At 65.7% G+C, this 21,463-nt stretch carries 19 protein-coding genes; 11 read left to right on the forward strand and 8 right to left on the reverse strand.

From position 1 onward, the window contains the following. Nucleotides 1–173 precede the first annotated feature (173 nt). The 5 genes from ACU4IU_RS14425 to ACU4IU_RS14445 all read right to left on the reverse strand — a co-directional run bounded on the left by ACU4IU_RS14425 (nt 174) and on the right by ACU4IU_RS14445 (nt 5,348). Nucleotides 174–1,433: an IS30 family transposase gene (locus ACU4IU_RS14425; RefSeq protein WP_139470450.1), complete on the reverse strand. Its 1,260-nt coding sequence runs from the start codon at nt 1,431–1,433 to the stop codon at nt 174–176. A gap of 246 nt (nt 1,434–1,679) precedes the next feature. Further along, a complete protein-coding gene (locus ACU4IU_RS14430; protein WP_446657116.1) occupies nt 1,680–3,023 on the reverse strand; it encodes an FAD-dependent oxidoreductase in 1,344 nt (447 codons plus the stop codon). Between the two features lie 153 nt (nt 3,024–3,176). Then, nucleotides 3,177–3,887, reverse strand: a complete 711-nt coding sequence (locus ACU4IU_RS14435) for a hypothetical protein (protein ID WP_172171087.1) — start codon at nt 3,885–3,887, stop codon at nt 3,177–3,179. Between the two features lie 191 nt (nt 3,888–4,078). Beyond that, complete coding sequence (locus ACU4IU_RS14440; protein WP_181271602.1) at nt 4,079–4,768, reverse strand: GNAT family N-acetyltransferase; 690 nt, start codon at nt 4,766–4,768, stop codon at nt 4,079–4,081. Nucleotides 4,769–4,853: 85 nt separating this feature from the next. Further along, on the reverse strand, nt 4,854–5,348 hold the full coding sequence (locus ACU4IU_RS14445; protein WP_181271603.1) for a MarR family winged helix-turn-helix transcriptional regulator: 495 nt from the start codon (nt 5,346–5,348) through the stop codon (nt 4,854–4,856). A 197-nt stretch (nt 5,349–5,545) separates the two neighbouring features. On the opposite strand from ACU4IU_RS14445, the gene sucC reads away from it, so the two are divergent. The 3 genes from sucC (at nt 5,546) to ACU4IU_RS14460 (ending at nt 9,044) form a co-directional block, all read left to right on the forward strand. Continuing rightward, nucleotides 5,546–6,715 (forward strand): ADP-forming succinate--CoA ligase subunit beta, encoded by a 1,170-nt coding sequence (gene sucC, locus ACU4IU_RS14450; protein WP_139908545.1) that lies wholly within the window; start codon nt 5,546–5,548, stop codon nt 6,713–6,715. Nucleotides 6,716–6,733: 18 nt separating this feature from the next. Further along, a complete protein-coding gene (gene sucD / locus ACU4IU_RS14455) occupies nt 6,734–7,630 on the forward strand; it encodes a succinate--CoA ligase subunit alpha (protein ID WP_139468939.1) in 897 nt (298 codons plus the stop codon). A gap of 271 nt (nt 7,631–7,901) precedes the next feature. Next, on the forward strand, nt 7,902–9,044 hold the full coding sequence (locus tag ACU4IU_RS14460; protein ID WP_181271604.1) for a threonine aldolase family protein: 1,143 nt from the start codon (nt 7,902–7,904) through the stop codon (nt 9,042–9,044). Between the two features lie 39 nt (nt 9,045–9,083). Here ACU4IU_RS14460 and ACU4IU_RS14465 read toward each other — a convergent pair whose 3' ends face one another. Then, nucleotides 9,084–9,494 (reverse strand): universal stress protein, encoded by a 411-nt coding sequence (locus ACU4IU_RS14465; protein ID WP_139468937.1) that lies wholly within the window; start codon nt 9,492–9,494, stop codon nt 9,084–9,086. 316 nt (nt 9,495–9,810) lie between these two features. Here ACU4IU_RS14465 and ACU4IU_RS14470 point away from each other — a divergent pair, with 316 nt between their 5' ends. The 7 genes from ACU4IU_RS14470 (at nt 9,811) to ACU4IU_RS14500 (ending at nt 19,072) form a co-directional block, all read left to right on the forward strand. Then, nucleotides 9,811–11,187: an MFS transporter gene (locus ACU4IU_RS14470; protein ID WP_446657117.1), complete on the forward strand. Its 1,377-nt coding sequence runs from the start codon at nt 9,811–9,813 to the stop codon at nt 11,185–11,187. A 328-nt stretch (nt 11,188–11,515) separates the two neighbouring features. Next, the gene (locus ACU4IU_RS14475; RefSeq protein WP_172171091.1) at nt 11,516–12,310 is read left to right on the forward strand and encodes a DeoR/GlpR family DNA-binding transcription regulator; all 795 of its coding nucleotides are present in this window, start codon (nt 11,516–11,518) and stop codon (nt 12,308–12,310) included. Continuing rightward, on the forward strand, nt 12,307–13,449 hold the full coding sequence (locus ACU4IU_RS14480; RefSeq protein ID WP_376906728.1) for a 1-phosphofructokinase family hexose kinase: 1,143 nt from the start codon (nt 12,307–12,309) through the stop codon (nt 13,447–13,449). The genes ACU4IU_RS14475 and ACU4IU_RS14480 overlap by 4 nt, the downstream gene beginning before the upstream one ends. Next, nucleotides 13,446–15,629, forward strand: a complete 2,184-nt coding sequence (locus ACU4IU_RS14485) for a PTS fructose transporter subunit IIABC (RefSeq protein ID WP_446657118.1) — start codon at nt 13,446–13,448, stop codon at nt 15,627–15,629. The genes ACU4IU_RS14480 and ACU4IU_RS14485 overlap by 4 nt, the downstream gene beginning before the upstream one ends. Nucleotides 15,630–15,667: 38 nt before the next feature. Then, nucleotides 15,668–17,338: a phosphoenolpyruvate--protein phosphotransferase gene (ptsP, locus tag ACU4IU_RS14490; protein WP_434590663.1), complete on the forward strand. Its 1,671-nt coding sequence runs from the start codon at nt 15,668–15,670 to the stop codon at nt 17,336–17,338. Between the two features lie 121 nt (nt 17,339–17,459). After that, complete coding sequence (locus tag ACU4IU_RS14495; RefSeq protein ID WP_139908539.1) at nt 17,460–17,741, forward strand: HPr family phosphocarrier protein; 282 nt, start codon at nt 17,460–17,462, stop codon at nt 17,739–17,741. A 53-nt stretch (nt 17,742–17,794) separates the two neighbouring features. Then, nucleotides 17,795–19,072, forward strand: a complete 1,278-nt coding sequence (locus ACU4IU_RS14500) for a class I SAM-dependent methyltransferase (RefSeq protein ID WP_376906732.1) — start codon at nt 17,795–17,797, stop codon at nt 19,070–19,072. A 56-nt stretch (nt 19,073–19,128) separates the two neighbouring features. On the opposite strand, the gene ACU4IU_RS14505 is transcribed toward ACU4IU_RS14500, so the two are convergent. Together ACU4IU_RS14505 and ACU4IU_RS14510 are read right to left on the reverse strand one after the other, a co-directional pair. Next, nucleotides 19,129–20,100 (reverse strand): HAAS signaling domain-containing protein, encoded by a 972-nt coding sequence (locus ACU4IU_RS14505; RefSeq protein ID WP_376906733.1) that lies wholly within the window; start codon nt 20,098–20,100, stop codon nt 19,129–19,131. Further along, nucleotides 20,097–20,444: a PadR family transcriptional regulator gene (locus ACU4IU_RS14510; protein ID WP_259357762.1), complete on the reverse strand. Its 348-nt coding sequence runs from the start codon at nt 20,442–20,444 to the stop codon at nt 20,097–20,099. The genes ACU4IU_RS14505 and ACU4IU_RS14510 overlap by 4 nt, the downstream gene beginning before the upstream one ends. 175 nt (nt 20,445–20,619) lie before the next feature. On the opposite strand from ACU4IU_RS14510, the gene ACU4IU_RS14515 reads away from it, so the two are divergent. After that, nucleotides 20,620–21,240: an HAD family hydrolase gene (locus ACU4IU_RS14515; protein WP_446657119.1), complete on the forward strand. Its 621-nt coding sequence runs from the start codon at nt 20,620–20,622 to the stop codon at nt 21,238–21,240. The last annotated feature ends 223 nt before the right edge of the window (nt 21,241–21,463 follow it).

The following is a 21,463-nucleotide window of genomic DNA, read 5'->3' on the forward strand; positions in this document are numbered from 1 at the left end:
CGACTGACTGCCTGAGGACTGCGGCCAGCCGCGACCTCCCCTGAACAGAGGTCACGACTGCGCTGGCTGGCTGCGCTGCCGTGGGCTTGCCACCCGGCGAACGCGTTAAGTGTGCGCAGATTGCCGAAAAACTGCGGGTGGGCTCAGTGTTCTAGTGCAACAGTGGGCTGGTCTCAGGCTACCTGCTCATGCAACAGATCAGCCAGGACCTCGGCCGGGGTCGCGAACCCGAGGACCTTCCGCGGCCTGCGGTTGAGCTGATCCTGCATCGCCTGGATCTCCTCGTCAGTAACCGACTCATCGAAGACCGTGCCCTTCGGGTAGTAGTCCCGAACGAGACCGTTGGAGTTCTCATTCGTCGGTCGTTGCCAGGGTGAGTGCGGGTCGCAGAAGTACACCTGGCAATCGGTGGCGACAGTGATCCGCAGATGCTCAGCCATCTCCTGACCCTGGTCCCACGTGAGAGTCGAGAACAACGCTTCCGGCAGGGAAGCGATCATGTCCTGGACTAGTCCGGTGACGGTGACCGATTCGCGGTTGTTCGGCAGTTTCCGGATCAAGGAGAACCGGGACCGGCGTTCGAAGACGGTCACCAGGCCACCGGCGTGGGAATCGACGACGAGATCACCCTCCCAGTGGCCAGGAACAGTGCGGTCGGCAGCTTGTGAGGGACGGTCGGTCAACAAGGCACCATCGAGCCAGGGACGGTTGGACCGACGCGGCAGCTTCGACTGTGGCTTCCTTCCCGTCTGTCCCGATCGGAGGGCTTTGACCACGGCCAGCTCGTGACGCAGGGATCCGCGTCCTTGGACGTAGAGAGCTTGGTAGACCGTTTCGTGGCTCACGTGCAGGTCCTTCCGGTCAGGGTAGTCACGCCGAAGCCTACCGGCGACCTGTTCGGGCGAGCACTTGTCGTTGAGCCCGTTGATCACGTGAGCCCGCAGCCACGGATCCTCGAGACGTGTGCGACGGTGTTTCTTGCGTGCCTGTCGGGCATAGGTGCGGCCGTGGGCGCCGGCGGCACTGTAGACCGGGTGTGGGCTGATTCTGTCGTATTGGATGAGTCGGTTGCGGCGGATCTCTCGGGACACGGTTGACGGAGCAACACCGAGTTGAGTCGCGATGGTTCTCATCGACAATGGCGGATCTGATTGCAGGCCAGCCTGGATCGTCATTCGGTCGGCGATCGTCAGGTGGCGGTAGGCAGGTGGTCGTGGTGGTGCCGGGGCAGCAACGATGGTGGTCGGCATGGACAGTATTCTGCCGGTCCTGCCTTTGGGCAGGCCGAGTCGCCGCGCCCACCGGGTGACGGTGTTGAGGTTGATGCCGAGGTGGTCAGCGATCGCTGATCGTGGTCTGCCTTCGAGGAGGAGCCAGAAGAGTTCGTCGAGGACGTGGAAGGGCAGCCGTGGACGTCTGTAGTGCGTGGTCATGGGGGTGTTCCTTCGTTCAGTGGAAACACCCGGTCTGATAGTGCTGGTCAGACCGGGTGTTGCACTAGAACCTAGAAACCGCCGCGTCTGACGGACACTCTTCGCACACTTAACTCGCGCGACGACGGCGTCCGTGTCTGACGGTTCGAGGTTGCCGCGCCCGCCGACTTCGCGCATGGCGAACGCGTTCACTGTGGGTAAAAGGCGGAAAATCGGCGCCTCAGCGGATTTTTTGCCACATCCAACTCACGACGGCAGCGTCGGCGGCGACCATTTCTGGACGCTCGCGGCCTGAGCGGCGATGAGTCGCGACGGAACCGCTGAGAAGACGGCATTGCGCAGCCGCGCCAGCAGCGGCGATTCGAGTTGGAACACCTGCCCCATCAGCCGAGACTTCTGTGCGATCGACTGCGTCCGCGGACGCCGCAGCGAGTCATAGCGGCTGAGTGCCGCAGCGAGGTCTGCCGGTGCTGAGGCGCGCGGGCCCGCGTCGTGGGCCGGGTTCACACCGGCGCGTGTGCCCACATCGTCGGCAGAGTTCACACCTGCGCCCGCTCCCGCACCTGCAGCGGAGACTGGTATCTCGGCTTGCTCCACCATCCGCCCGGGTCGATTCGCCTCGGGCCCCGGAGACTTACTGATCAGCGGGGTGAGCAGGACGGCCAGCGTCGCCGCGTCTTCGAGGGCCTGACCGCCACCCTGACCGAGGTTCGGCGTCATCGCGTGCGCGGCATCGCCGAGGAGGACGACTCGGCCGCGGTGATAACGACGCAACCGGCGGGAGAGGTCGGAGATCGCGGTGCGGCGGACCTCCTCGGCGGGGGTGGCGGCAATGAGCTCGGCGATGGGGGAGTGCCAGCCTGTGAACATCTGCTCGATCGTCGCCTTCTCATCGGCGAAGACCGCGTTCTGCGGCATATTCGCCACGGCGAACCAGTACACTCGGCCGTCGGCCAGCGGAGCGATGCCGAAGCGGCGTCCGTGCCCGACCGACTCCCCGGCCTCGCCGGACAGATCCACCGGCACCGAGGTGATGCCCCGCCACGCGGAATACCCGGAGTACCGCGGTGCCACCGGTTCACCGTCGACGACGGTGCGGACCCAGCTGTGCAGACCGTCGGCGCCGATGATGAGGTCGAAACGCTCTGCGATCGACTCCATCGTGCTCGAATCGTCGGCGGACCTGGCCCTGATAGTCAGCGTCCCGTCGGTGCCGGTCGCCGTCGCCTCGGTGCCGGTGCGCACTGTCCCGGGAGCCAGAGCATCGAGGAGGATGCGGTGGAGGTCGGCCCGGTCGACGATGCGCAGCGCACCGACCGAATCATCGGGCACCTGAGCGATCCAGTGCCCGTCTGCGCGGCGCTGACCTGCGGCGAAGCCTTCGACGCTGGAATCGGTCACGGCGTCGAACGCCTCGCGCAGACCGAGCGACTCCAGTGCGGCAAGCCCGTTGGCGAAGATCGACAGTCCCGAACCACCGGCCCTCACTTCGGGGCCACGTTCGAACACGGTGACCTCGGCGCCGGCCCTCTGCAGTCCCACGGCCGTCGAGAGTCCGCCGATTCCAGCTCCGATGACAGCGATCTTCATGAACTCATCGTCGCACGCAGAACGCCGGGTGGCGACGCCGCCGGTTGACCGTTGGTACGCGTTAAGTGTGCGCAGATTACCCAAAACGGGCTTCAGAGTGGCAATCTGCGCACACTTAACACGCACCGAGGCAAGGCGAGGAGTGCCCAGAGATTACTGGAGGAACTCTCCGCAGGCTTCAGTGAGGTAGTCGCCGGCGACTCCGCCCTCTTCGCCGAGGCTGATAGCGGTCATCTGGATGCCCCACCACACGCGCGGCGAACCGCCCCACTGTTGGCGGAACTCCTCGCGACGACCGGGATCTTCGGCGAGGTCGTCGGCGGCCAGGCCGATGCGGTCCTGGGCATCATCGGCGGTGCAGCGCTTCTCGTCATCCGGGCCCTTCGGGTCGAGCTCGGGGATGTCTTCGTCATCGACGGTCTTGAGGGTGTAAGCCGAGTTGCCGATCTCTTCGACCTCGAAGGTGCCGTGGATGAGCAGGAACGGGGAGGCACCGTCGTCGACGTTCTTCGAGTCGACGGTGACGCTGACGCTGTCGGGGCTGTCGGCGGTCACGGTCGTCTCGCCGGAGTCGGGGACTTCCGGGTTGCCGGTGTGCACGTAGACCTTGAGGTAGGCCTCGGTCTTCTTCTCGGCCGCCTCGGCGAGGCCCTGCCACAGCGGGTCGGTGTCCTTCGCCCCACCTGGCGAGGAATCGACGATGGACACCTTCGGTGCATCGTCTGGCGTCTCGATCGGGGTGACCTCCTCCTTGCTCACCGAAGGGCGCGGCTGGGGTCGGGTCTCATCGGGAGTCGACACGCAGGCCGTTGTCGTGGCCAGCAGTGCTGCGGCGGACAGCAGGGCAAGGGGGCGAAGTCGCATGGTTCCTCGAGGTATCTTCAGCGTCCAAGTGGTGTCGCTTCCAGCGTAATGCGCGGGACGGTCCGAGCCCGGGTGGACGCGCGGCGAGGCGGTGAAAGCAGCGCGGGTGCGAGACTTCTGCGCCGGGGTGCGACGCACTGACCCTGACGTCACAGGCCGGCCGCCCAACCGCGGCGCCCGACCCTGCTGCCTCAGCCGCGGCGCGCTGCGGCGATGAGTTCGCGCAGGCTCTGCCGCTGGCCGCCCGCGGCATCGAAGTTCGCTTCGTCGAGCCACTGCTCATACGCCGATCGCAGCGCCGGCCATTCGCTGTCGATGATCGAGAACCACGCGGTGTCGCGGTTGCGGTCCTTGTACACGAGGTGCTGTCGGAACACTCCTTCGAAGGTGAACCCGAAGCGTTCGGCGGCCGCTTTCGACGGGGCGTTCGCGTCATCGCACTTCCACTCGAAGCGTCGGAAACCGGAGGCGAAGGCGAGATCGGCGCAGAGGAAGAGCGCCTCGGTGGCTGCTCGCGTCCGCCGCAGCGCCGGACCCCAGAGGATGTGCCCGATCTCCATGACTCCGTTGGCGGTGTCGATGCGCATCAGTGCCTGCCGCCCCTCGGCTCGACCGGTGGATCGGTCCACGACGGCGAAGAAGAGGGGATCGGACGACGTGGCCGCCTCGGCGATCCAGGTATCGAAGTCGCTGCGTTCGGTCTGCGGAGACTGCGGCAGGTAGCGGAACCGCTCCTCGATCCCGTCGGCAACTGAGACCGCAGCGAACAGATCATCGTCGTGGACGGCAGGATCCAGGGGTTCGAGATCGACGTAATGACCGTGGATGGGCTCTCGCCGAGGCGGCTGTGCACCTGTGAAATTCGTGAGGTCGTCGTTCATGGCTGGGTCCTCGTCATCGGGGTTCGGGTGGGTTTCGTGTGTCCGTGTCTGTGGTTGGGCAGGTGTGACTGTGCTCGGAGTGGGTTCAGTCTTCGCTGCCGTCGAAGCCGGTGGACAGCTCGCGCAGAAGTCCGGCGAGCTTGCGGCTGCCGGCGGAGGTGAGGCCGCTGAGGATCTCGCGCTCCTTCACGAGCAGGTCCGCCAGGGCGGAGTCGACGGTGGCGCGGCCGCTGTCGGTGAGGTGGACGAGCACTCCGCGGCGATCACCCGGATCGGGGCGACGCTCGACCCATCCGCGGGCCACGAGGCGGTCGATGCGATTGGTCATGGTGCCGCTCGTGACAAGCGTCTCCTGCAACAGGGTCGAGGGGGAGAGCTGATAGGGCTCACCGGCCCGGCGGAGGGCGGAGAGCACGTCGAAGGCCCATCCCTCGATTCCGTAATCGGAGAAGCTCGCCTTCCGTGCCAGGTCCAACTGCCTGGCCAGCCGCGAGACTCGGGAGAGGATCTCCATCGGGGAGACGTCGAGATCCGGACGCTCACGTCGCCAGGCTGCGACTATTCGATCCACTTCGTCCATGAATCGATTTTACGTCCATATCAAGAATCTTGAGCGCAAAGATACTTTTTGACGAGAGATTCCTTACTCTCAGGGTCCGTTTAACCTGCAGGTTTGGATGGACGGGTGCGTTTGGGAATATGGTTGTCCTTGGTTGTTGCATCCGTCAACGAACCTGCAGGGGCCAACCACCCGGCAGCAGAAACGAAGGAAAACACGTGGATCTTTTCGAGTATCAAGCACGTGACCTGTTCGAGAAGCACGGAGTGCCCGTGCTCAAGGCCCAGGTCGCGACGACGCCAGAAGCAGCGAAGAAGGCAGCCGAAGATCTTGGCGGCGGTGTCGTCGTCGTCAAGTCGCAGGTCAAGATCGGCGGCCGTGGAAAGGCCGGCGGCGTCAAGGTCGCCAAGAACCCCGATGAGGCCGAGGCTCGCGCCAAGGACATCCTGGGACTCGACATCAAGGGCCACATCACCGAAAAGGTGATGATCGCCGAGGGTGCCGACATTGCTGAGGAGTACTACTTCTCCGTCCTCCTCGATCGGTCCAACCGCACCTATCTGGCCATGTGCTCGAAGGAAGGCGGCATGGAGATCGAGCAGCTGGCCGTGGAACGTCCGGAAGCGCTCGCCAAGATCCCCGTCTCCGCCATCGACGGCATCAACGATGCCAAGGCAGCAGAGATCGCCGAGGCGGCCGGCTTCGATGCCGACACCGCCGCGAAGGTCGCCCCCGTGCTGACCAGCCTGTGGACCGTCTTCGAGAAGGAAGACGCTACCCTGGTCGAGGTCAACCCGCTGGTCAAGACCGGTGCCGGCGACATCATCGCCCTCGACGGCAAGGTCTCGCTCGACGACAACGCCGACTTCCGCCAGAAGGAGCACGAGGAGCTGCGCGACATCAGCGCAGAGAACCCGCTGGAGCTCAAGGCCAAGAAGCTCGACCTCAACTACGTCAAGCTCGACGGTGAGGTCGGAATCATCGGCAACGGCGCAGGACTGGTCATGTCGACCCTCGACGTCGTCGCCTACGCAGGTGAGAACCACAACGGCGTCAAGCCCGCGAACTTCCTCGACATCGGAGGCGGCGCCTCGGCTGAGGTCATGGCCAATGGACTCGACGTCATCCTCGGCGATGATCAGGTGAAGTCCGTCTTCGTCAACGTCTTCGGCGGAATCACTGCCTGTGACGCCGTGGCCGACGGCATCGTCAAGGCCCTCGAGATCCTCGGCGACCAGGCCACAAAGCCGCTCGTCGTCCGCCTCGACGGCAACAACGTGGAAGAGGGACGCGCCATCCTCCAGAAGGCCGCGCACCCGCTCGTCACGCTCACTGACACGATGGACGGTGGAGCCGACAAGGCCGCCGAACTGGCTGCTGCCAAGTAAGGAAAGGTCTTTACAACAATGTCTATCTTCCTGAATTCCGATTCGAAGATCATCGTCCAGGGCATCACTGGCGGAGAGGGCTCGAAGCACACCGCCCGCATGCTCGCAGCCGGATCGAACGTCGTCGGCGGTGTCAACGCCCGCAAGGCCGGCACCACTGTGAAGCACAACGACCAGGCCGGCAACGAGGTCGAACTCCCCGTCTTCGGGTCCGTCGCCGAGGCGATGGAAGCCACCGGTGCCGACGTGTCCGTGGCCTTCGTGCCGCCGGCGTTCTCCAAGGACGCCGCGATCGAGGCCATCGACGCCAAGATCGGTCTGCTCGTCATCATCACCGAGGGCATCCCGGTGCAGGACTCGGCAGAGGTCTGGGCCCGTGCGCAGGCGGCCGGAAACGCCACCCGCATCATCGGACCCAACTGCCCGGGCATCATCACCCCCGGTGAGTCGCTGGCCGGCATCATCCCGGCCAACATCACGAAGAAGGGCAAGCTGGGCCTCGTCTCGAAGTCCGGCACCCTGACCTACCAGATGATGTACGAACTGCGTGACCTCGGCTTCTCGACCGCCATCGGCATCGGCGGAGACCCGGTCATCGGCACCACGCACATCGATGCGCTCGAAGCATTCGAGGCCGACCCGGAGACCGAAGCCATCGTCATGATCGGCGAGATCGGCGGAGACGCCGAAGAGCGCGCAGCAGCCTTCATCAAGGAGAACGTGACGAAGCCGGTCGTCGGCTACGTCGCAGGCTTCACCGCTCCCGAGGGCAAGACCATGGGCCACGCAGGCGCCATCGTCTCCGGCTCCTCGGGAACCGCTCAGGCCAAGAAGGAAGCCCTCGAAGCTGCAGGCGTCAAGGTCGGCAAGACCCCGACCGAGACCGCCGAGCTCATGCGCGGACTCCTCGGCTGAGTCGAGCACTCCCGCATCGGGTGAGCGCCTGACCGGCACTGATCCGAACCACACTGCGGCCCGCCTCCACAAACGGAGGCGGGCCGCAGTGCGTCTCGGTCGGTTGGGGCGGCGCAGAGCCCTGCAACTGGTTCAAAGTGTGATTGCCGCGCACGAATGATCTGCGTATGCATTTTGAAGCCGTTATTGCCCGCAGGAGGGGCGTCTGAAGCTCCGTTGACATCGCGCGGACCGTCGTGTCAGGGCCCCGCGGAGGGTCTACGCTGGGATCGTGAACTCTCAGACATCTGATCAGACAGCGCAGTCGACGAACCCCGCGGACCTTCTCCCCGACACCGGCACCGCAGCCCCACCTGTCGACCCCAGCCCCGAGGCGCACCCGCGCAACTTCGGGTCCGATAACTGGGCCGGGGTCCACCCCGAGGTCATCACGGCCATTGCCGAGGCCAACGTCGGCCATACGCCCGGCTACGGCGGAGATCCGTGGACACAGCGCTTCCACGACATTATGGCCCACCACTTCGGGCCCGAGGCTCAGGCGTTTCCTGTCTTCAACGGCACCGGCGCGAACGTGCTCGCCCTGCAGTCGGCGCTGCCGCGGTGGGCGGCGGTGATCACGGCCGCCTCGGCGCATATCAACTACGACGAGACCGGCGCCCCGGAGAAGGTCGGCGGGCTCAAGATCATCGGTGCTGCCACCGAGAACGGCAAACTCACCCCCGAGACGGTCAAGGGTGCGATCATCGGCCGCGGCAGCGAACACAATGCGCAGTCGTTGGCCGTGTCGATCTCCCAATCGACCGAATGGGGCACGACCTACACCCCGGACGAGATCGCGGCGATCGCGTCCACCGCGCACGAGAACGACATGATCCTCCACATCGACGGATCCCGACTCGGCAACGCGGCCGCCCACCTCGGCGTCGGCCTCGGCGACATCACGACCGCGGCCGGAGTCGACATCGTCAGCCTCGGCGGAACGAAGAATGGCTTGCTCGGCGCCGAGGCGGTCGTCGTCCTCAACCCGGAGATCGGCCAGGGACTGCGGTTCCTGCGCAAGATGAACCTGCAGCTGGCCTCGAAGATGCGCTACCTCTCCGCCCAGCTGAACGCCCTGTACGAAGGGGACCTGTGGCGAACCTCCGCCACCCGGTCGAACGAGATGGCTCAGTATCTCAATGAGAGACTCGCCGAGGTGGCCGGCAGCGGCCGTGTCCCCGGACTGGAGATCGTGCAGAAGGTCGAGTCGAACGTCGTGTTCGTCCGCATGCCCGCCGAGGTGGCCGCTCGCGCCCGGCAGAAATTCGCCTTCGCGGACTGGCCCTTGGAGAAGGACATCGTCCGCCTCATGTGCGCCTTCGACACGACGGCCGAAGACGTCGACGCCCTCGTCGCCGCCATCGCAGGGGACTGAAAGACCTCAGGCGCGGCGCTGGGAGTCCTTCGCCGCAGGCTACTTCTTCTTCCGGCGATCGACCTTGACGGAGACGACGGGGACGTCGGAGTCGAGGATGATGCGCTGGGCCGTCGAGCCCATGATGAGCTTACCCACGGGGGAGCGGCGGCGTGATCCGATGACGATCATGCGGGTGTCGGCGGTCGCCTCGGCCAGCGCCAGAAGCTCTTCGACGGGGTCATTGCCGCGGAGGAACTGAAGGATCTCGTGGGAGACCTCGGAAGACTTCAGCGTCTCCTTGAGTTCCTCGATGTCTTTGCTGGTGGCGACGCCGCGCTCGTCGGGAGTCTCACCGATTCCGGCATTGAGCACGACGAGGACATCGTCGAATGCGCGGGCCTGCTCGATGCCGAATTCGACAGCGGCCTTGCCTTCGGGCGAGGGGGAATAACCGACGAGGATTGTCATGATCTCTCCTGGTGCGACATTGGACGAAGCTCTCTCAATTAGTAGCATATCCGCGCTGTTCGGACGGGCGGCAGCTCACTCTGCGACGGGGGAAACGGGGAGCTTCGACTGAGATCTTCCTCACCTCACCAGGTACGGGATCGTCAGCCTCGAGCGACTTCTGCTCTGTAACCGCGCGTAAACCGTGCGAAAACCCCGCGGAATCGGGCCTCCGACCCCAAATCTCAATTACTGACTGAATCGTCAGTTCGATTGACTCGGCAGTAAGGTGACCTGGGCGCTGCGTGCGCCGCGTACGAGTGAGAAAGAAGAAGCATTGACAGATCAGAATACGCATCTCGACCAGGCAGAAGCCGGTGAGACCCCAGCGCAGAAGAAGTCGGAATGGAAGACGGTCAAGGCCATCATGGCTGCCTCTTCGGGCAACCTCGTCGAATGGTTCGACTTCTACATCTACGCCTTCTTCAGCGTCTACTTCGCCGACCAGTTCTTCGTCGCTGACAACCAAGCACTGTCACTGATGCAGGCTGCCGGCGTCTTCTTCGTCGGCTTCCTCATGCGTCCCATCGGCGGCTACATCTTCGGTCGCGCCGCCGACCGCCTCGGGCGCAAGAACTCGATGCTCATCTCCATTCTGCTCATGTGCGCCGGTTCGCTGATGATGGCTCTGCTGCCCACGAGTGCGGTCGTCGGCTCCTGGGCCGCGATCCTGCTGCTCATCGTGCGCATGATCCAGGGGCTGGCCGTCGGCGGCGAGTACGGCGCCACCGCCACCTACATGTCCGAGGTCGCCACCGAAGGCAAACGCGGCTTCTACTCCTCCTTCCAGTACGTCACTCTCATCGGCGGCCAGCTGCTGGCCAGCCTGCTGGCCGTCATCATGACCCACACTCTGGGCACCGACCAGATCGAAGCCGGCTGGTGGCGACTGCCCTTCGCCATCGGCGCTGCCGCCGCGATCGTCTCCCTGTGGCTGCGCCGCGGACTCGAGGAGACGACCTCGGCGGACACCCGCAAGGACGAGAACTCCGGCAGCTTCCGCGAAGTGCTGCGCCACCCGCGCGCCTTCTTCGTCGTCCTCGGCATCACCAGCGTCGGATCGCTCGTCTTCTATGTCTTCACCACTTACATGCAGAAGTTCCTGCTGCTGCAGAACGAAGGCACCCCGGGCGAAGCCGTGTTCAACAAAGGCTCCATCGCTGACCTCATGACAATCTGCCTGCTCATCTTCGTCGTCATGCAGCCCATCGCGGGCAAGATCTCGGACAAGATCGGCCGTAATAACAACATGCTCATCTTCGTCATCGGCATGATCGCGCTGCCCATCCCGCTGCTCGGCATGATCGGCAAGGCCGATTCCGTCCTCACTGCAGGCATCCTCATCGTCATCGCCATGGCGTTCATCAGCATGTACACCTCGATCTCCGGAATCGTGAAGGCCGAGATGTTCCCGGCCCACATCCGCGGAATCGGCGTCGGCTTCACCTATGCGGTCGGCAACTCGCTGTTCGGCGGCTCCGCCGAATACGTCGCGCTGTGGTTCCGCAACGCAGGAATCGGCACCTGGTTCGCCGTCTACGTCGTCGTCATCGCGATCGTCGGCTTCGTCGCCGTGGCTTTCATGCACGACAACCGCAAACACTCAACGATCGACAACGCCGATTCCTCGGCGTACAAACGCATCGGCAGCTGAGTGACAGACGGCTGATCCCATCACCGAGGCGGCTTACCCGGTCCACTGATCCCATCGCCGAGGTGGCCCACCCCGACCGTGAACGACGAGTGCCCCTGAACGCTGAGTTCTGGGGCACTCGTCATTCATAGATCTCGCCGCCTCGGCCGAGCCGCCTCGGCCGAGCCGCCTTGCCGGGTCGACCACTAGGTGATGTGGGAATAATTGGAAAGATGTTGGAATGTGATTGACGGTGCGTGAATAGAGTCCTAAGATCGTTCAAACCAACAGATAACCACGTGGTTATTCGTCCGTATGACGATGAGCCGCGCGAAGGGAAAGGCCGGACGTGTTCGCTGAAGAACGGCAACGACGCATCGCTGAGCTCGTCAGCGAAGCGGGCCGGGTCAATGTCACCGATCTGGCCGCCGATTTCGACATCACGACGGAAACCGTTCGACGCGACCTCGCCGCCCTCGAAAAGGCCGGAGCCCTCCAGCGCGTCCACGGGGGAGCGGTGCCTTGCCGTCCCCACAGCCTCGAAGAGCCGGCCTTCGACGACCGCGAGATCCACAACCTCGATGAGAAGACAGCGATCGCCCGGTCAGCGCTGAGCCTGCTGGAGGAGACGATGAGCATCTCCGTGGACGGCGGCACGACCTGTGCGGCCTTCGCTCGCGCGATCGCCGACGAAGCCCATGGCCGCCTCGTCGCCGGACAGGCACCGCGACAACTGCGCGTCATCACGAACTCCCTGTCCGCCATCGACAGCCTGGCCGGAGCGCCCGGCGTCGACATCTTCGTCCTCCCCGGCCGGTTCCGACCGGTCACCCGGGCCATGGTCGGACCGCAGACGATCACGGCCATCGAGGGCCATCGAGTGGATCTCGCGGTGCTCGGCACCAATGGACTCACCGGCGACGGCGTCTCCACGCCCGACCATGACGAGGCGGCGACGAAGTCAGCGTTCGTGCACTCCGGACGCAGGGTCGCCGTGCTCGCCGACTCAGCGAAGTTCGATGCCATCTCTCTGGTGCGGTTCGCGGAACTCGACCAGATCGATGTCCTCATCACCGATGACGCGCCGGAAGAGTCGTTGTCGGCCGATCTGGAGACTGCGGAAGTCGAGGTCGTCACTCCATGATCCTCACCCTCACCGCCAACCCCAGCCTCGATCGGACCATCGAAGTGCCCGGCCCCGTTCTCCGCGGCCAGGTGCAGCGCGCCGTCTGGGCCGGACAGCAGCCCGGCGGCAAGGGAGTCAACGTCTCCCGTGCCGTGGCGGCCTCCGACCGTGACACCCTGGCGGTCCTGCCCGGAGACATCGACGACCCGGTGCTCACCGGACTCGACGCGACCGGACTGGCTCATCGCTCCGTTCCCACCGGCACGCCGCTGCGGTCCAATATCACCGTCACCGAACCCGACGGCACGACGACGAAGATCAACGAACCAGGCTCGCCTCTGAGCCCGCAGGCTCAGGACGAACTGCTCGATCTCGTGGCCGAGCAGGCAGTCGGTGCGAGCTGGGTCGTCCTGGCCGGTTCGCTGCCTCCAGGAGTCGACGATGACTTCTACGCCCGCGCGATCAAACGTATCCGCCAGCTTGATCGTCCGCCGCTGATCGCCGTCGACACCTCCGGTGCTCCTCTGACTGCGGCCCTGATGGCCTCACCAGATCTCATCAAACCCAACGCCGAAGAACTCGCCGAGCTCCTCAACGCCGCCGGCCTCCTGCACGCCTCCGGTCTCCGGGACGATTCTGACCCACGTGTCGCCGTCGAATCCCTCGGCACCGCCGAACTGCACACGATCGCCGACCGCCTCGAGTCCTCACCGCAGCTCACGGCTCGCGCCACATCGACCCTGCTCAACGCGCGCGGCCCCCGCCCGCGGTCGATCCTTGCGACCTTGGGCGCCGGCGGCGCAGTGCTCGCCCAGCCGGACGCTGCCTGGCATGCCCAGCATCCGCCTACGGACGTCGTGAGCACCGTGGGCGCGGGCGACTCCACCCTCGCCGGGTACCTGCTGGGTCTGACCGACGGCCGTGAACCCGATGCGGCTCTGGCGCGAGCCGTCGCCTACGGATCCGCAGCCGCCCGGCTGCGCGGCACCGGAGTGCCGAGCCCGGCGGACGCCCGGACCGACGCGGTGACCGTGACGTCACTGGAGACATCCGCAGCACCGCTGACAGGTAGTCCCACAGCACATACAGACACGCATACCGACGACACTTCCCACCGACATGAGGGCACAGCCCCCGAAGCCGAGGAGGCACGATGACATCGCTCATCACAACAGACCTGGTGGTCCTCGACGCGGATCAGGGGACGGCGTCGTCCGCTGTCATCCGCGCTCTGGCCGCCACGATCGCCGAACAGGGCCGCGCGAACTCCGCAGACGGATTGGCGGACGCGGCGATCGCCCGCGAAGAGAAGACCCCGACCGGCGTTCCCGGCGGCATCGCCATCCCGCACGCCCGCACCGAGGCGGTCACCGAACCCAGCCTCGCAATGGCGCGACTGAACCCGCCGGTCGACTTCGGTGCCAAGGACGGCCCCGCCGATCTCGTGTTCATGATCGCCGCCCCCGAGGGCGCCGGGAAGGACCACCTCAAGCTCCTGTCGAAACTCGCGCGGTCACTGGTGAAGAAGGACTTCGTCGCCTCCCTGCGCGCGGCGACGACCGAGCAGGAAGTCGTCGACCTCGTCGAAACCGCCCTCGGCCTACGCGAGACGCCCGAAGAGCAGACCAGCACCGAGGCGGCCCCTACCGGCGCACCCACCACCGGTGCCGCTGGGGCCCCCACCGAATCCTCCTCATCCTCGACCGACCACCCCCGCCGCGTCGTCGCCGTCACGGCCTGCCCGACGGGAATCGCCCACACCTATATGGCCGCCGACGCCCTCGTCCAGGCCGGAGCCGAGATGGGCATCGACGTCGTCACCGAGACTCAGGGCTCGAGCGGCACGACTCCGCTCGACCAGTCCGTCATCGATGCCGCCGATGCCGTCGTCTTCGCTGTCGACGTCGACGTCCGCGACAAGCCGCGGTTCGCCGGCAAACCCTATGTGCAGGTGCCGGTGAAGGCCGGAATCGATGATCCTCAGGGTCTCATTCGCAAGGCCCTCGCCGAGGCGGACGCCCCCAACGGCCGCAGGCTGACCGCCGCTCACGCCGCCGACGACTCCTCCGAAACACAGTCCGGCTCTCGCGAAAGCATCGGTGCCCACCTCAAACGCGTGCTGCTGACCGGTGTCAGCTACATGATCCCCTTCGTCGCCGCCGGCGGACTGCTCATGGCACTGGGGTTCCTCCTCGGCGGATTCGACATCCCCGACTACGCCGAGGACATCGTCCTGGGCAACTCCCTGTGGAACCTGCCCACCGAATACGGTGACCTGGCACTCGGACCCGTCGGCGCCTACCTGGGCGCCGTGGCCTTCCAGATCGGCAACCTGTCGATGAGCTTCCTCGTCGCCGCCCTGGCCGGATACATCGCCTACGGCATCGCCGACCGCCCCGGAATCGCTCCCGGCTTCACCGTCGGCGCCGTCGCCGTGCTCATGGGCGCCGGGTTCATCGGGGGCATCATCGGCGGACTCCTCGCCGGCTATATCGCCCACTGGATCGGCTCCTTCGCCGCACCGAGGTGGCTGCGCGGACTCATGCCCGTCGTGATCATCCCGCTGGTGGCCTCCCTCGTCTCCTCGGGCCTGATGTTCATGGTCCTCGGCGGACCGATCAGCGCCCTGACCAAGGGCCTCGACAGCTGGCTGAGCTCCATGACCGGAACCGCCGCCGTCGTCCTCGGGCTCATCCTCGGCGCGATGATGGCCGTCGATCTGGGCGGCCCCGTCAACAAGGTTGCCTACTCGTTCGCCGTCGCCGGCCTCGCCGCAGGCTCCGTCGACAACCCCGTGCCGTGGGAGATCATGGCCACGGTGATGGCCGCCGGAATGGTTCCGCCCCTGGCCATGGCGCTGGCCACCGCCGTCCGCCCACGCATCTTCTCCCAGGCGGAGAAGGAAAATGGAAAGGCCGCCTGGCTGCTCGGCGCCGCGTTCATCTCCGAAGGCGCGATTCCCTTCGCCGCCTCCGATCCGCTGCGCGTGATCCCTGCCTCGGTCGTCGGTGCCGGCGTCACGGGCGGCATGACGATGGCCTTCTCCGTCACCAGCCAGGCCCCGCACGGCGGCGTGTTCGTCTTCTTCGCCATCGACTCGTTCCTGCTGTTCCTGCTCTCCGTCGTCGTCGGCACGATCATCAGCGCCGTGCTGGTGCTCGCGCTCAAGATCCTCGTCCGCAAGGGCGGAGCGGCAGGCCTCGCCGAGGCGGCCGACCGGTCCGCACCGGCGACGACCGCAGCCGCGTCGACCGGTTCGACCACCGGATCCGGTTCGGCCGGTGAGGCTCAGCAGGCCGAACCGGTATCGTCGAACGCTGACGCCACACGAGTCTGACCGCTCTCACCGACGAGGCAAGACAGGAAGGAATGGGGATGTCCGCAGAGTTCTCAGGCATCGGAGTCGTACCCGGACGGGTCATCGCCCCGGCGCTGACCATGCCCGACCCCGTGTCCGCACCCGTGGCGAAGCCCGCCCCGGCTGATCCCGAAGCGGAGGCGAACAGGATCCGAGAGGCCTCGGCCGCCGTCCACGCCGAACTGCGTGAGCGCGCCGAATCCGTCACCGGGGACGCCCGCGACGTGCTCAAGGCCACCGCCCTCATGGCCAAGGACCCCACCCTGGTGAAGACGGCGATCAGACGCCTGCCTGAGACCGACGCGGAGACCGCGATCTGGACGGTGGCCGCGGAGACCGCTGCACAGTTTGAGAAGCTCGGCGGCTATATGGCCGAACGCGCAGCCGACGTCCTCGATGTCCGCGCCCGCCTCGTCGCCCATCTGCGTGGAGTGCCGGCCCCCGGCATTCCACACGCGGCCGAGCCCTTCGTGCTCATCGCCACGGATCTCGCTCCCGCCGACACCGCAACTCTGGATCCTGAGCTGGTCGTCGGACTCGTCTGCGCAGAGGGTGGACCGCAGAGCCATACGGCCATCCTCGCCAGGTCGTTGGGCATTCCCGCCGTGGTCGCAGCCGCCGGCGTCCGCGAGATCACCGACCACACACCCGTCTTCGTCGACGGCGGTGCCGGAGTCCTGCGCACCGAACCCGGAGCGACGGAGACCGGCCTCGTCGAGGCATGGGCGGAGACGGCTGGCCGTCTGCAGTCGTTCACCGGACCCTGCCTCTTGAGCGACGGCACCCGGATTCCACTGCGTGCGAATGTCGGCGACGGCGCTCAGGCACGGGCAGCGGCAGCCGCCGGTGCCGAAGGCGTCGGTCTGCTGCGCACCGAGTTCTGCTTCCTCGATCGTGACACCGAACCCAGCGTCGAGGAGCAGGCCGAGGCCTATGGGCAGGTGTTCGCAGCCTTCGATGATCACAAGGTCGTCGTGCGCACCCTCGACGCCGGAGCCGACAAGCCTCTGCCGTTCCTCACCGACGCCGATGAACCGAACCCGGCCCTGGGCGTACGCGGATTCCGGACCAGTCGCCGGGCTCAGGGCGTCCTCGAACGTCAGCTCGAGGCGATCGCGCTCGCCGCCTCAAGGCATGCGGTGACCGTCCACGTCATGGCTCCGATGATCGCCACCGCCGAGGAGGCCCGACAGTTCGCAGACCTCGTTCGTGCGGCAGGACTCCCCACCGCCGGTGTCATGGTCGAGGTTCCCTCGGCGGCGCTGCAGGCGGCCACGATCCTCGAGGAAGTCGAGTTCGCGTCCATCGGCACGAATGATCTCACCCAGTACGTCATGGCCTCCGACCGCATGCTCGGCGGCCTGGCCGAACTCAGCGACTCGTGGCAGCCGGCAGTCCTGCAGCTCATCGGCATCGCCGCCGCCCAGGCCGCTGCGGCGGAGAAGTCGGTGGGCGTGTGCGGAGAGGCCGCGGCCGATCCGGCATTGGCCGTCGTGCTCGTGGGCCTCGGAGTCACCAGCCTGTCCATGGCGCCGCGGGCTCTGCCGGCAGTCGCCGAGGTGCTGTCCGGTGTCTCCCTGGACCAGGCACAGCAGATCGCCCGCAGCGCACTTGCGGCGCGCAGCCCGAGCGAGGCGAAGGCCGCGGTCCGAGCCGAGCTGCCGATCCTCGACGAGCTCGGCCTGTGAGTCCGGCTGTCGGGCGAGTGGCCCCGTGACATACTCAGCACCACCACAGACACCACCAATAGGACATGCCGAAACACCGGGCAGGCCGAACCACGGCCGGTCTGATCAGGAAGGACAACTCATGGCAGAGACCATCGCAACAGTCGGAAGCACCGTCGGCTTGCACGCCCGTCCAGCAGCACTGCTGGCCGAGGCCGCCGCAGACTACGATCTCGAGATCACTATCGCCCTGGAGGGCGAACCGGCCGAGGATGCCCTCGACGCGGCCAGCGTGCTCTCCCTCATGGGCCTCGGCGCGGAATACGGTCAGAAGGTCGTTCTGCGCGCCGAGGGTGACGGAGCCGACGAAGCATTGGCCCACCTCAAGCAGCTCATCGAAACCGACCACGACGCCGAAGGCTGAGCGGCACACCCTCAAGGAGGCGGCGACCGGTCCGCTCGGATTAGACTGATCGAATGTCCGCCTCCCTGCTGCCCTCTGACTCTGCCGCCGCCCACCGCAGCCGGGATCTGCTGGCGATATTCCCTCAGCTCAGTGACGTGCCCGGTCTGCCGCAGGCACGCATATTCATCGAATACGTCATAGGTCGCCGACTCGGAGTCCTCGACGTCTCGGGCCGGAACACCGAAGGCACCTTCGTGGCCGCCGAACTCTCAGCCGAGGTCCCCGAGAACCTCATCCTCGTCGACGATGCGCACGGTCTGCAGGCGACCCTGCTCGGCCGGCTGACGCAGGTATGCACATACAACGACCGGCTCGACGAGGCACGGACTTTGGCCGCAGCGGTCGAGTCCCTGGCCGGAGCCGGCGAATCCGCGGGAGTCGCCGGAGAGCCAGGTGCCGAAGCGGCCCCCGTGCTGGCGGTGAGCGAGCTCAATGAGATCGCGGGACTGGCCGAACTCGGCGTGGGGGAGACGTGGGCAGTCGTCAACGCTCCGAAGGCGATGAATGCGCTCACCGAGACGATCGCGGTACTGCAGCCGTTGGCGAGCACCATCATCGTCATCGGCCGCAGCGATGCGATGAGCCGTGGCGTCAACAAGGAGCTTGCCCGCGGCTTCGGCCGAGTCGATGTCTCGCCGGGGGTCGGCAAGCACCGGATGATCATCGGCAGCCGCCCCCTGTCCTCTCCGAGTCTGCCGGAATTCCCACGCCGCGGGGTGATCACCCATCGCGGTGTCGGTGAGCTCGAAGTCCGCGCTCATGGGGCCTGCTTCTCAGGGACGAAGAGCGATGAGGGCTCGGAGCTGCTCATCGACTCACTGCTGGGACTGCTCCCAGGTGGGGCGCCGGAGTCCGTGCTCGACCTCGGCTGCGGCAACGGCTGGCTGCTCACCGCGGCCATGCGGGCCTCGGGGGCGAATACGGGGCTCGGCGTCGATGTGTCGAAGGCGGCGGTCGCCTCGGCGAGGGCCACAGCGGAGGCGAACGGAGTCGGAGTCGATATCATCCTCGGTGACGCCGCGGATCCGGGAGAACCGGCGCTCGCGAACTTAGGCGAATTCGATGTCATCCTGCTCAATCCGCCGTTCCATCAGGGAACGGCCATCGAGACCGAGACGGCCGCGGCGCTCATGGCCACGGCCGCCGAGCATCTCGCGCCGGGCGGGCAGGTGCTCACGGTGTTCAATTCGCATCTGCGCTACCGGGATCGTCTCGAATCGATCATCGGACCGAGTCGGCAGCTGGCCCGGAACAAGAAGTTCACTGTCATCGCCAGCCGCCGCGACTGAAATCTCTCACCAGCTGTGCGATCGGGTCGGCAGGTGGCCGTCCCGATCGCACAACTTCACCGACGATTGCGGCGATAGATCCGCCAGGTGCTCACCTGGTCCCAGATCACGATGATCCAGATCGCGATGACCGTGATGATCTGCTGGAAGTCGGCGTTCGCGGTGTTCGTGAGCTCGGGGTGGAGGACCGGCTGAGTCAGCAGCGCGATGGTGAGGAAGACGGCCATGGCGATGTCGACGATCCCGCCGATGATGGCCACGGTCGGTTTCGCCGAGGCGGTCGTGAACTTGATGACCTCGACTGCGGCCATGAGCGCGAGGAACGCCCAGTAGCCGAGCAGCCAGCCGACGCCGAGGTCGGGGTTGACGAACGTCTCCCCATCGTTGAGGTGGCCGACGTAGAGCAGGGTTGTCGGGATGAACGGGATGGCTGCCAGGGCGACGATGAAGACCAGCCCGAGCCCCGCCTCGGCGCGGATCTGCTTGCTGTGCGAATCACGTCGGTCGAGATCATCGATCGTCCACGTGCCCGGTTTCCGCTTCCGGAGCGAATCGGCTGCTCCGCCGTCCCGGCCGGGATCGCCGAGGCCGATGATGATCGTGATGACCGCGAAGGCGGTCAGCAGGGCGATGACAGTGTTGCCGGCCGTCTTGCCGATGATCTCTCCGATCTGGACTCCGGGGGAGACGGCGATGGTGGTCACGATGTTTGTGAGCACGGCGAGCAGACCGACGATGGGCAGGACCCAACGCAGCGCCCAGATATAGAGCGGGTAGGAATTCGGGCCGATGAGGTGCTGCGGAGAGTTCGAGTACTCCCGCGACAGCGCGACGGGATCGCCGAGCTCTTCGAGGACTTCGCGTTCGACGGTCGCCGTGTGATCCGGGGACGAATCCGCATCCTCGCCAAGGCGGGCGTCGACCATGTCGTCGATCGTGGCGGTGATCTCGGCGGCGATGTCGGGCCGGGAGTCTTCGGGCAGGTGGCGGGTGACGTTGTCGACGTAGATTTCGGTGAGCGCACTCATGGTGTGCCGTCCTTCCAGAGCTTGGTGATGCTGGAGTTGAGTTCGAGCCAGTGGCGGTGCAGTGCGGCGGCGACTTCGGCGCCGCTGTCGGTGAGTGTGTAGTACTTGCGGGGGCGGGCTTGTTCGGTGTTCCAAACCGATGTGAGCAGGCCCTGTTTCTCGAGCCGCCGCAGGAGGGGGTAGAGGGTGTTGGCCTCGGTGGCGATGCCTGCTTCGGTCAGCGTCGTCAGCAGCGAGTAGCCGTACTGCGGCCGTCGACAGGCGACGAGGCTGGCGAAGACCACGGTGCCGCGTCGCAGCTCCTGTTCGTGGGTGGCCAGTGCCTTGTCTTCATCCTCGTTCATGCATCACACGATAGTGTGTGTCGCACACTATTACAAGAGGCGGGGTATTCTTTGCTGCGGCACGGCGCGCGGCACGGTTTAGGGTCAGCAGCTCACGTTGGAACATGGGCTATTCGCCTCAACCTGGGCTTTCCGGCGCACGAGTAGCGCGGGCATCGGTAGGTAGTCTTGCCTCATGAGTTTGAGGAAGTGGGTGCTCTTCGATATCGGGGGAGTGCTGGAGGTCGTTGATGATGACACCTGGGGACAGCTTTTCGTTCGCCGGTGGCAGGAGCGCTCTGGATTCTCAGCGGAGGAGTATCGGGCGCGCATTCTGGCGGCGGACTTGCCGGTCATCGACCGTAGAGCGGACACGCGGGACGAGTACTGGTCGAAGCTGGGTCGAGCGCTCGAGATGGATTCGAACCTGATCGAGGCTATGCAGGCCGAGATGTGGGACGAATACTGCGGGAGTCTCAATACAGAGTTGTTTGAGTATGCAGCTGCGCTGAGGCCACGCGCCGGTGTGGCGATTCTATCGAACTCAGTGGACGGGGCGCGGCGCGAGGAAGAACGGCGGTTCGGGTTCAGTGAAGTCTTTGACCCGATTCTCTACAGTCACGAGACCGGTCTGCTCAAGCCGGAACCGGAGGCCTATGAGAATGCGCTTGAGCGGATGGCTGCGGACGCCGGAGACGTGTTCTTCATTGATGACCACGAAGTCTGTGCTGAAGGCGCCCGTGCCGTCGGCATGGATGCGATCGTGCACCGTGGCAATCGATCGACGATTGATGAGATAGAGCAGTTTCTTCTTTAGGCGGCTTGACTGAACAGGAGTGAATGAAATGGCGAACAACAGTGCTTTGGCTGGTTTCATCCTCGGGCTGGCAGTGTCTGCTGGGGTGTTGATGCTGTTGATTCCTGGGCTTCTTGAAGGGCCTGAGGCATGGCAGGTGTGGGCTGCTTGGATGGCTGCCGGATGTGCCATCGCCTGCGCGCTCGGGACGGTATTGTCTCGAGCCCGCGGGCGATGATCGAAG

It is taken from the genome of Brevibacterium sp. CSND-B09 (genome assembly GCF_052906525.1).

Bases quoted from the DNA above. Each gene is read 5' to 3' on its own strand.
- ACU4IU_RS14425 (WP_139470450.1), bottom strand. From the start codon at position 1,433: ATGACCACGCACTACAGACGTCCACGGCTGCCCTTCCACGTCCTCGAC.
- ACU4IU_RS14430 (WP_446657116.1), bottom strand. From the start codon at position 3,023: ATGAAGATCGCTGTCATCGGAGCTGGAATCGGCGGACTCTCGACGGCC.
- ACU4IU_RS14435 (WP_172171087.1), bottom strand. From the start codon at position 3,887: ATGCGACTTCGCCCCCTTGCCCTGCTGTCCGCCGCAGCACTGCTGGCC.
- ACU4IU_RS14440 (WP_181271602.1), bottom strand. From the start codon at position 4,768: ATGAACGACGACCTCACGAATTTCACAGGTGCACAGCCGCCTCGGCGA.
- ACU4IU_RS14445 (WP_181271603.1), bottom strand. From the start codon at position 5,348: ATGGACGAAGTGGATCGAATAGTCGCAGCCTGGCGACGTGAGCGTCCG.
- sucD (WP_139468939.1), top strand. From the start codon at position 6,734: ATGTCTATCTTCCTGAATTCCGATTCGAAGATCATCGTCCAGGGCATC.
- ACU4IU_RS14465 (WP_139468937.1), bottom strand. From the start codon at position 9,494: ATGACAATCCTCGTCGGTTATTCCCCCTCGCCCGAAGGCAAGGCCGCT.
- ACU4IU_RS14480 (WP_376906728.1), top strand. From the start codon at position 12,307: ATGATCCTCACCCTCACCGCCAACCCCAGCCTCGATCGGACCATCGAA.
- ACU4IU_RS14485 (WP_446657118.1), top strand. From the start codon at position 13,446: ATGACATCGCTCATCACAACAGACCTGGTGGTCCTCGACGCGGATCAG.
- ptsP (WP_434590663.1), top strand. From the start codon at position 15,668: ATGTCCGCAGAGTTCTCAGGCATCGGAGTCGTACCCGGACGGGTCATC.
- ACU4IU_RS14495 (WP_139908539.1), top strand. From the start codon at position 17,460: ATGGCAGAGACCATCGCAACAGTCGGAAGCACCGTCGGCTTGCACGCC.
- ACU4IU_RS14500 (WP_376906732.1), top strand. From the start codon at position 17,795: ATGTCCGCCTCCCTGCTGCCCTCTGACTCTGCCGCCGCCCACCGCAGC.
- ACU4IU_RS14505 (WP_376906733.1), bottom strand. From the start codon at position 20,100: ATGAGTGCGCTCACCGAAATCTACGTCGACAACGTCACCCGCCACCTG.
- ACU4IU_RS14510 (WP_259357762.1), bottom strand. From the start codon at position 20,444: ATGAACGAGGATGAAGACAAGGCACTGGCCACCCACGAACAGGAGCTG.
- ACU4IU_RS14515 (WP_446657119.1), top strand. From the start codon at position 20,620: ATGAGTTTGAGGAAGTGGGTGCTCTTCGATATCGGGGGAGTGCTGGAG.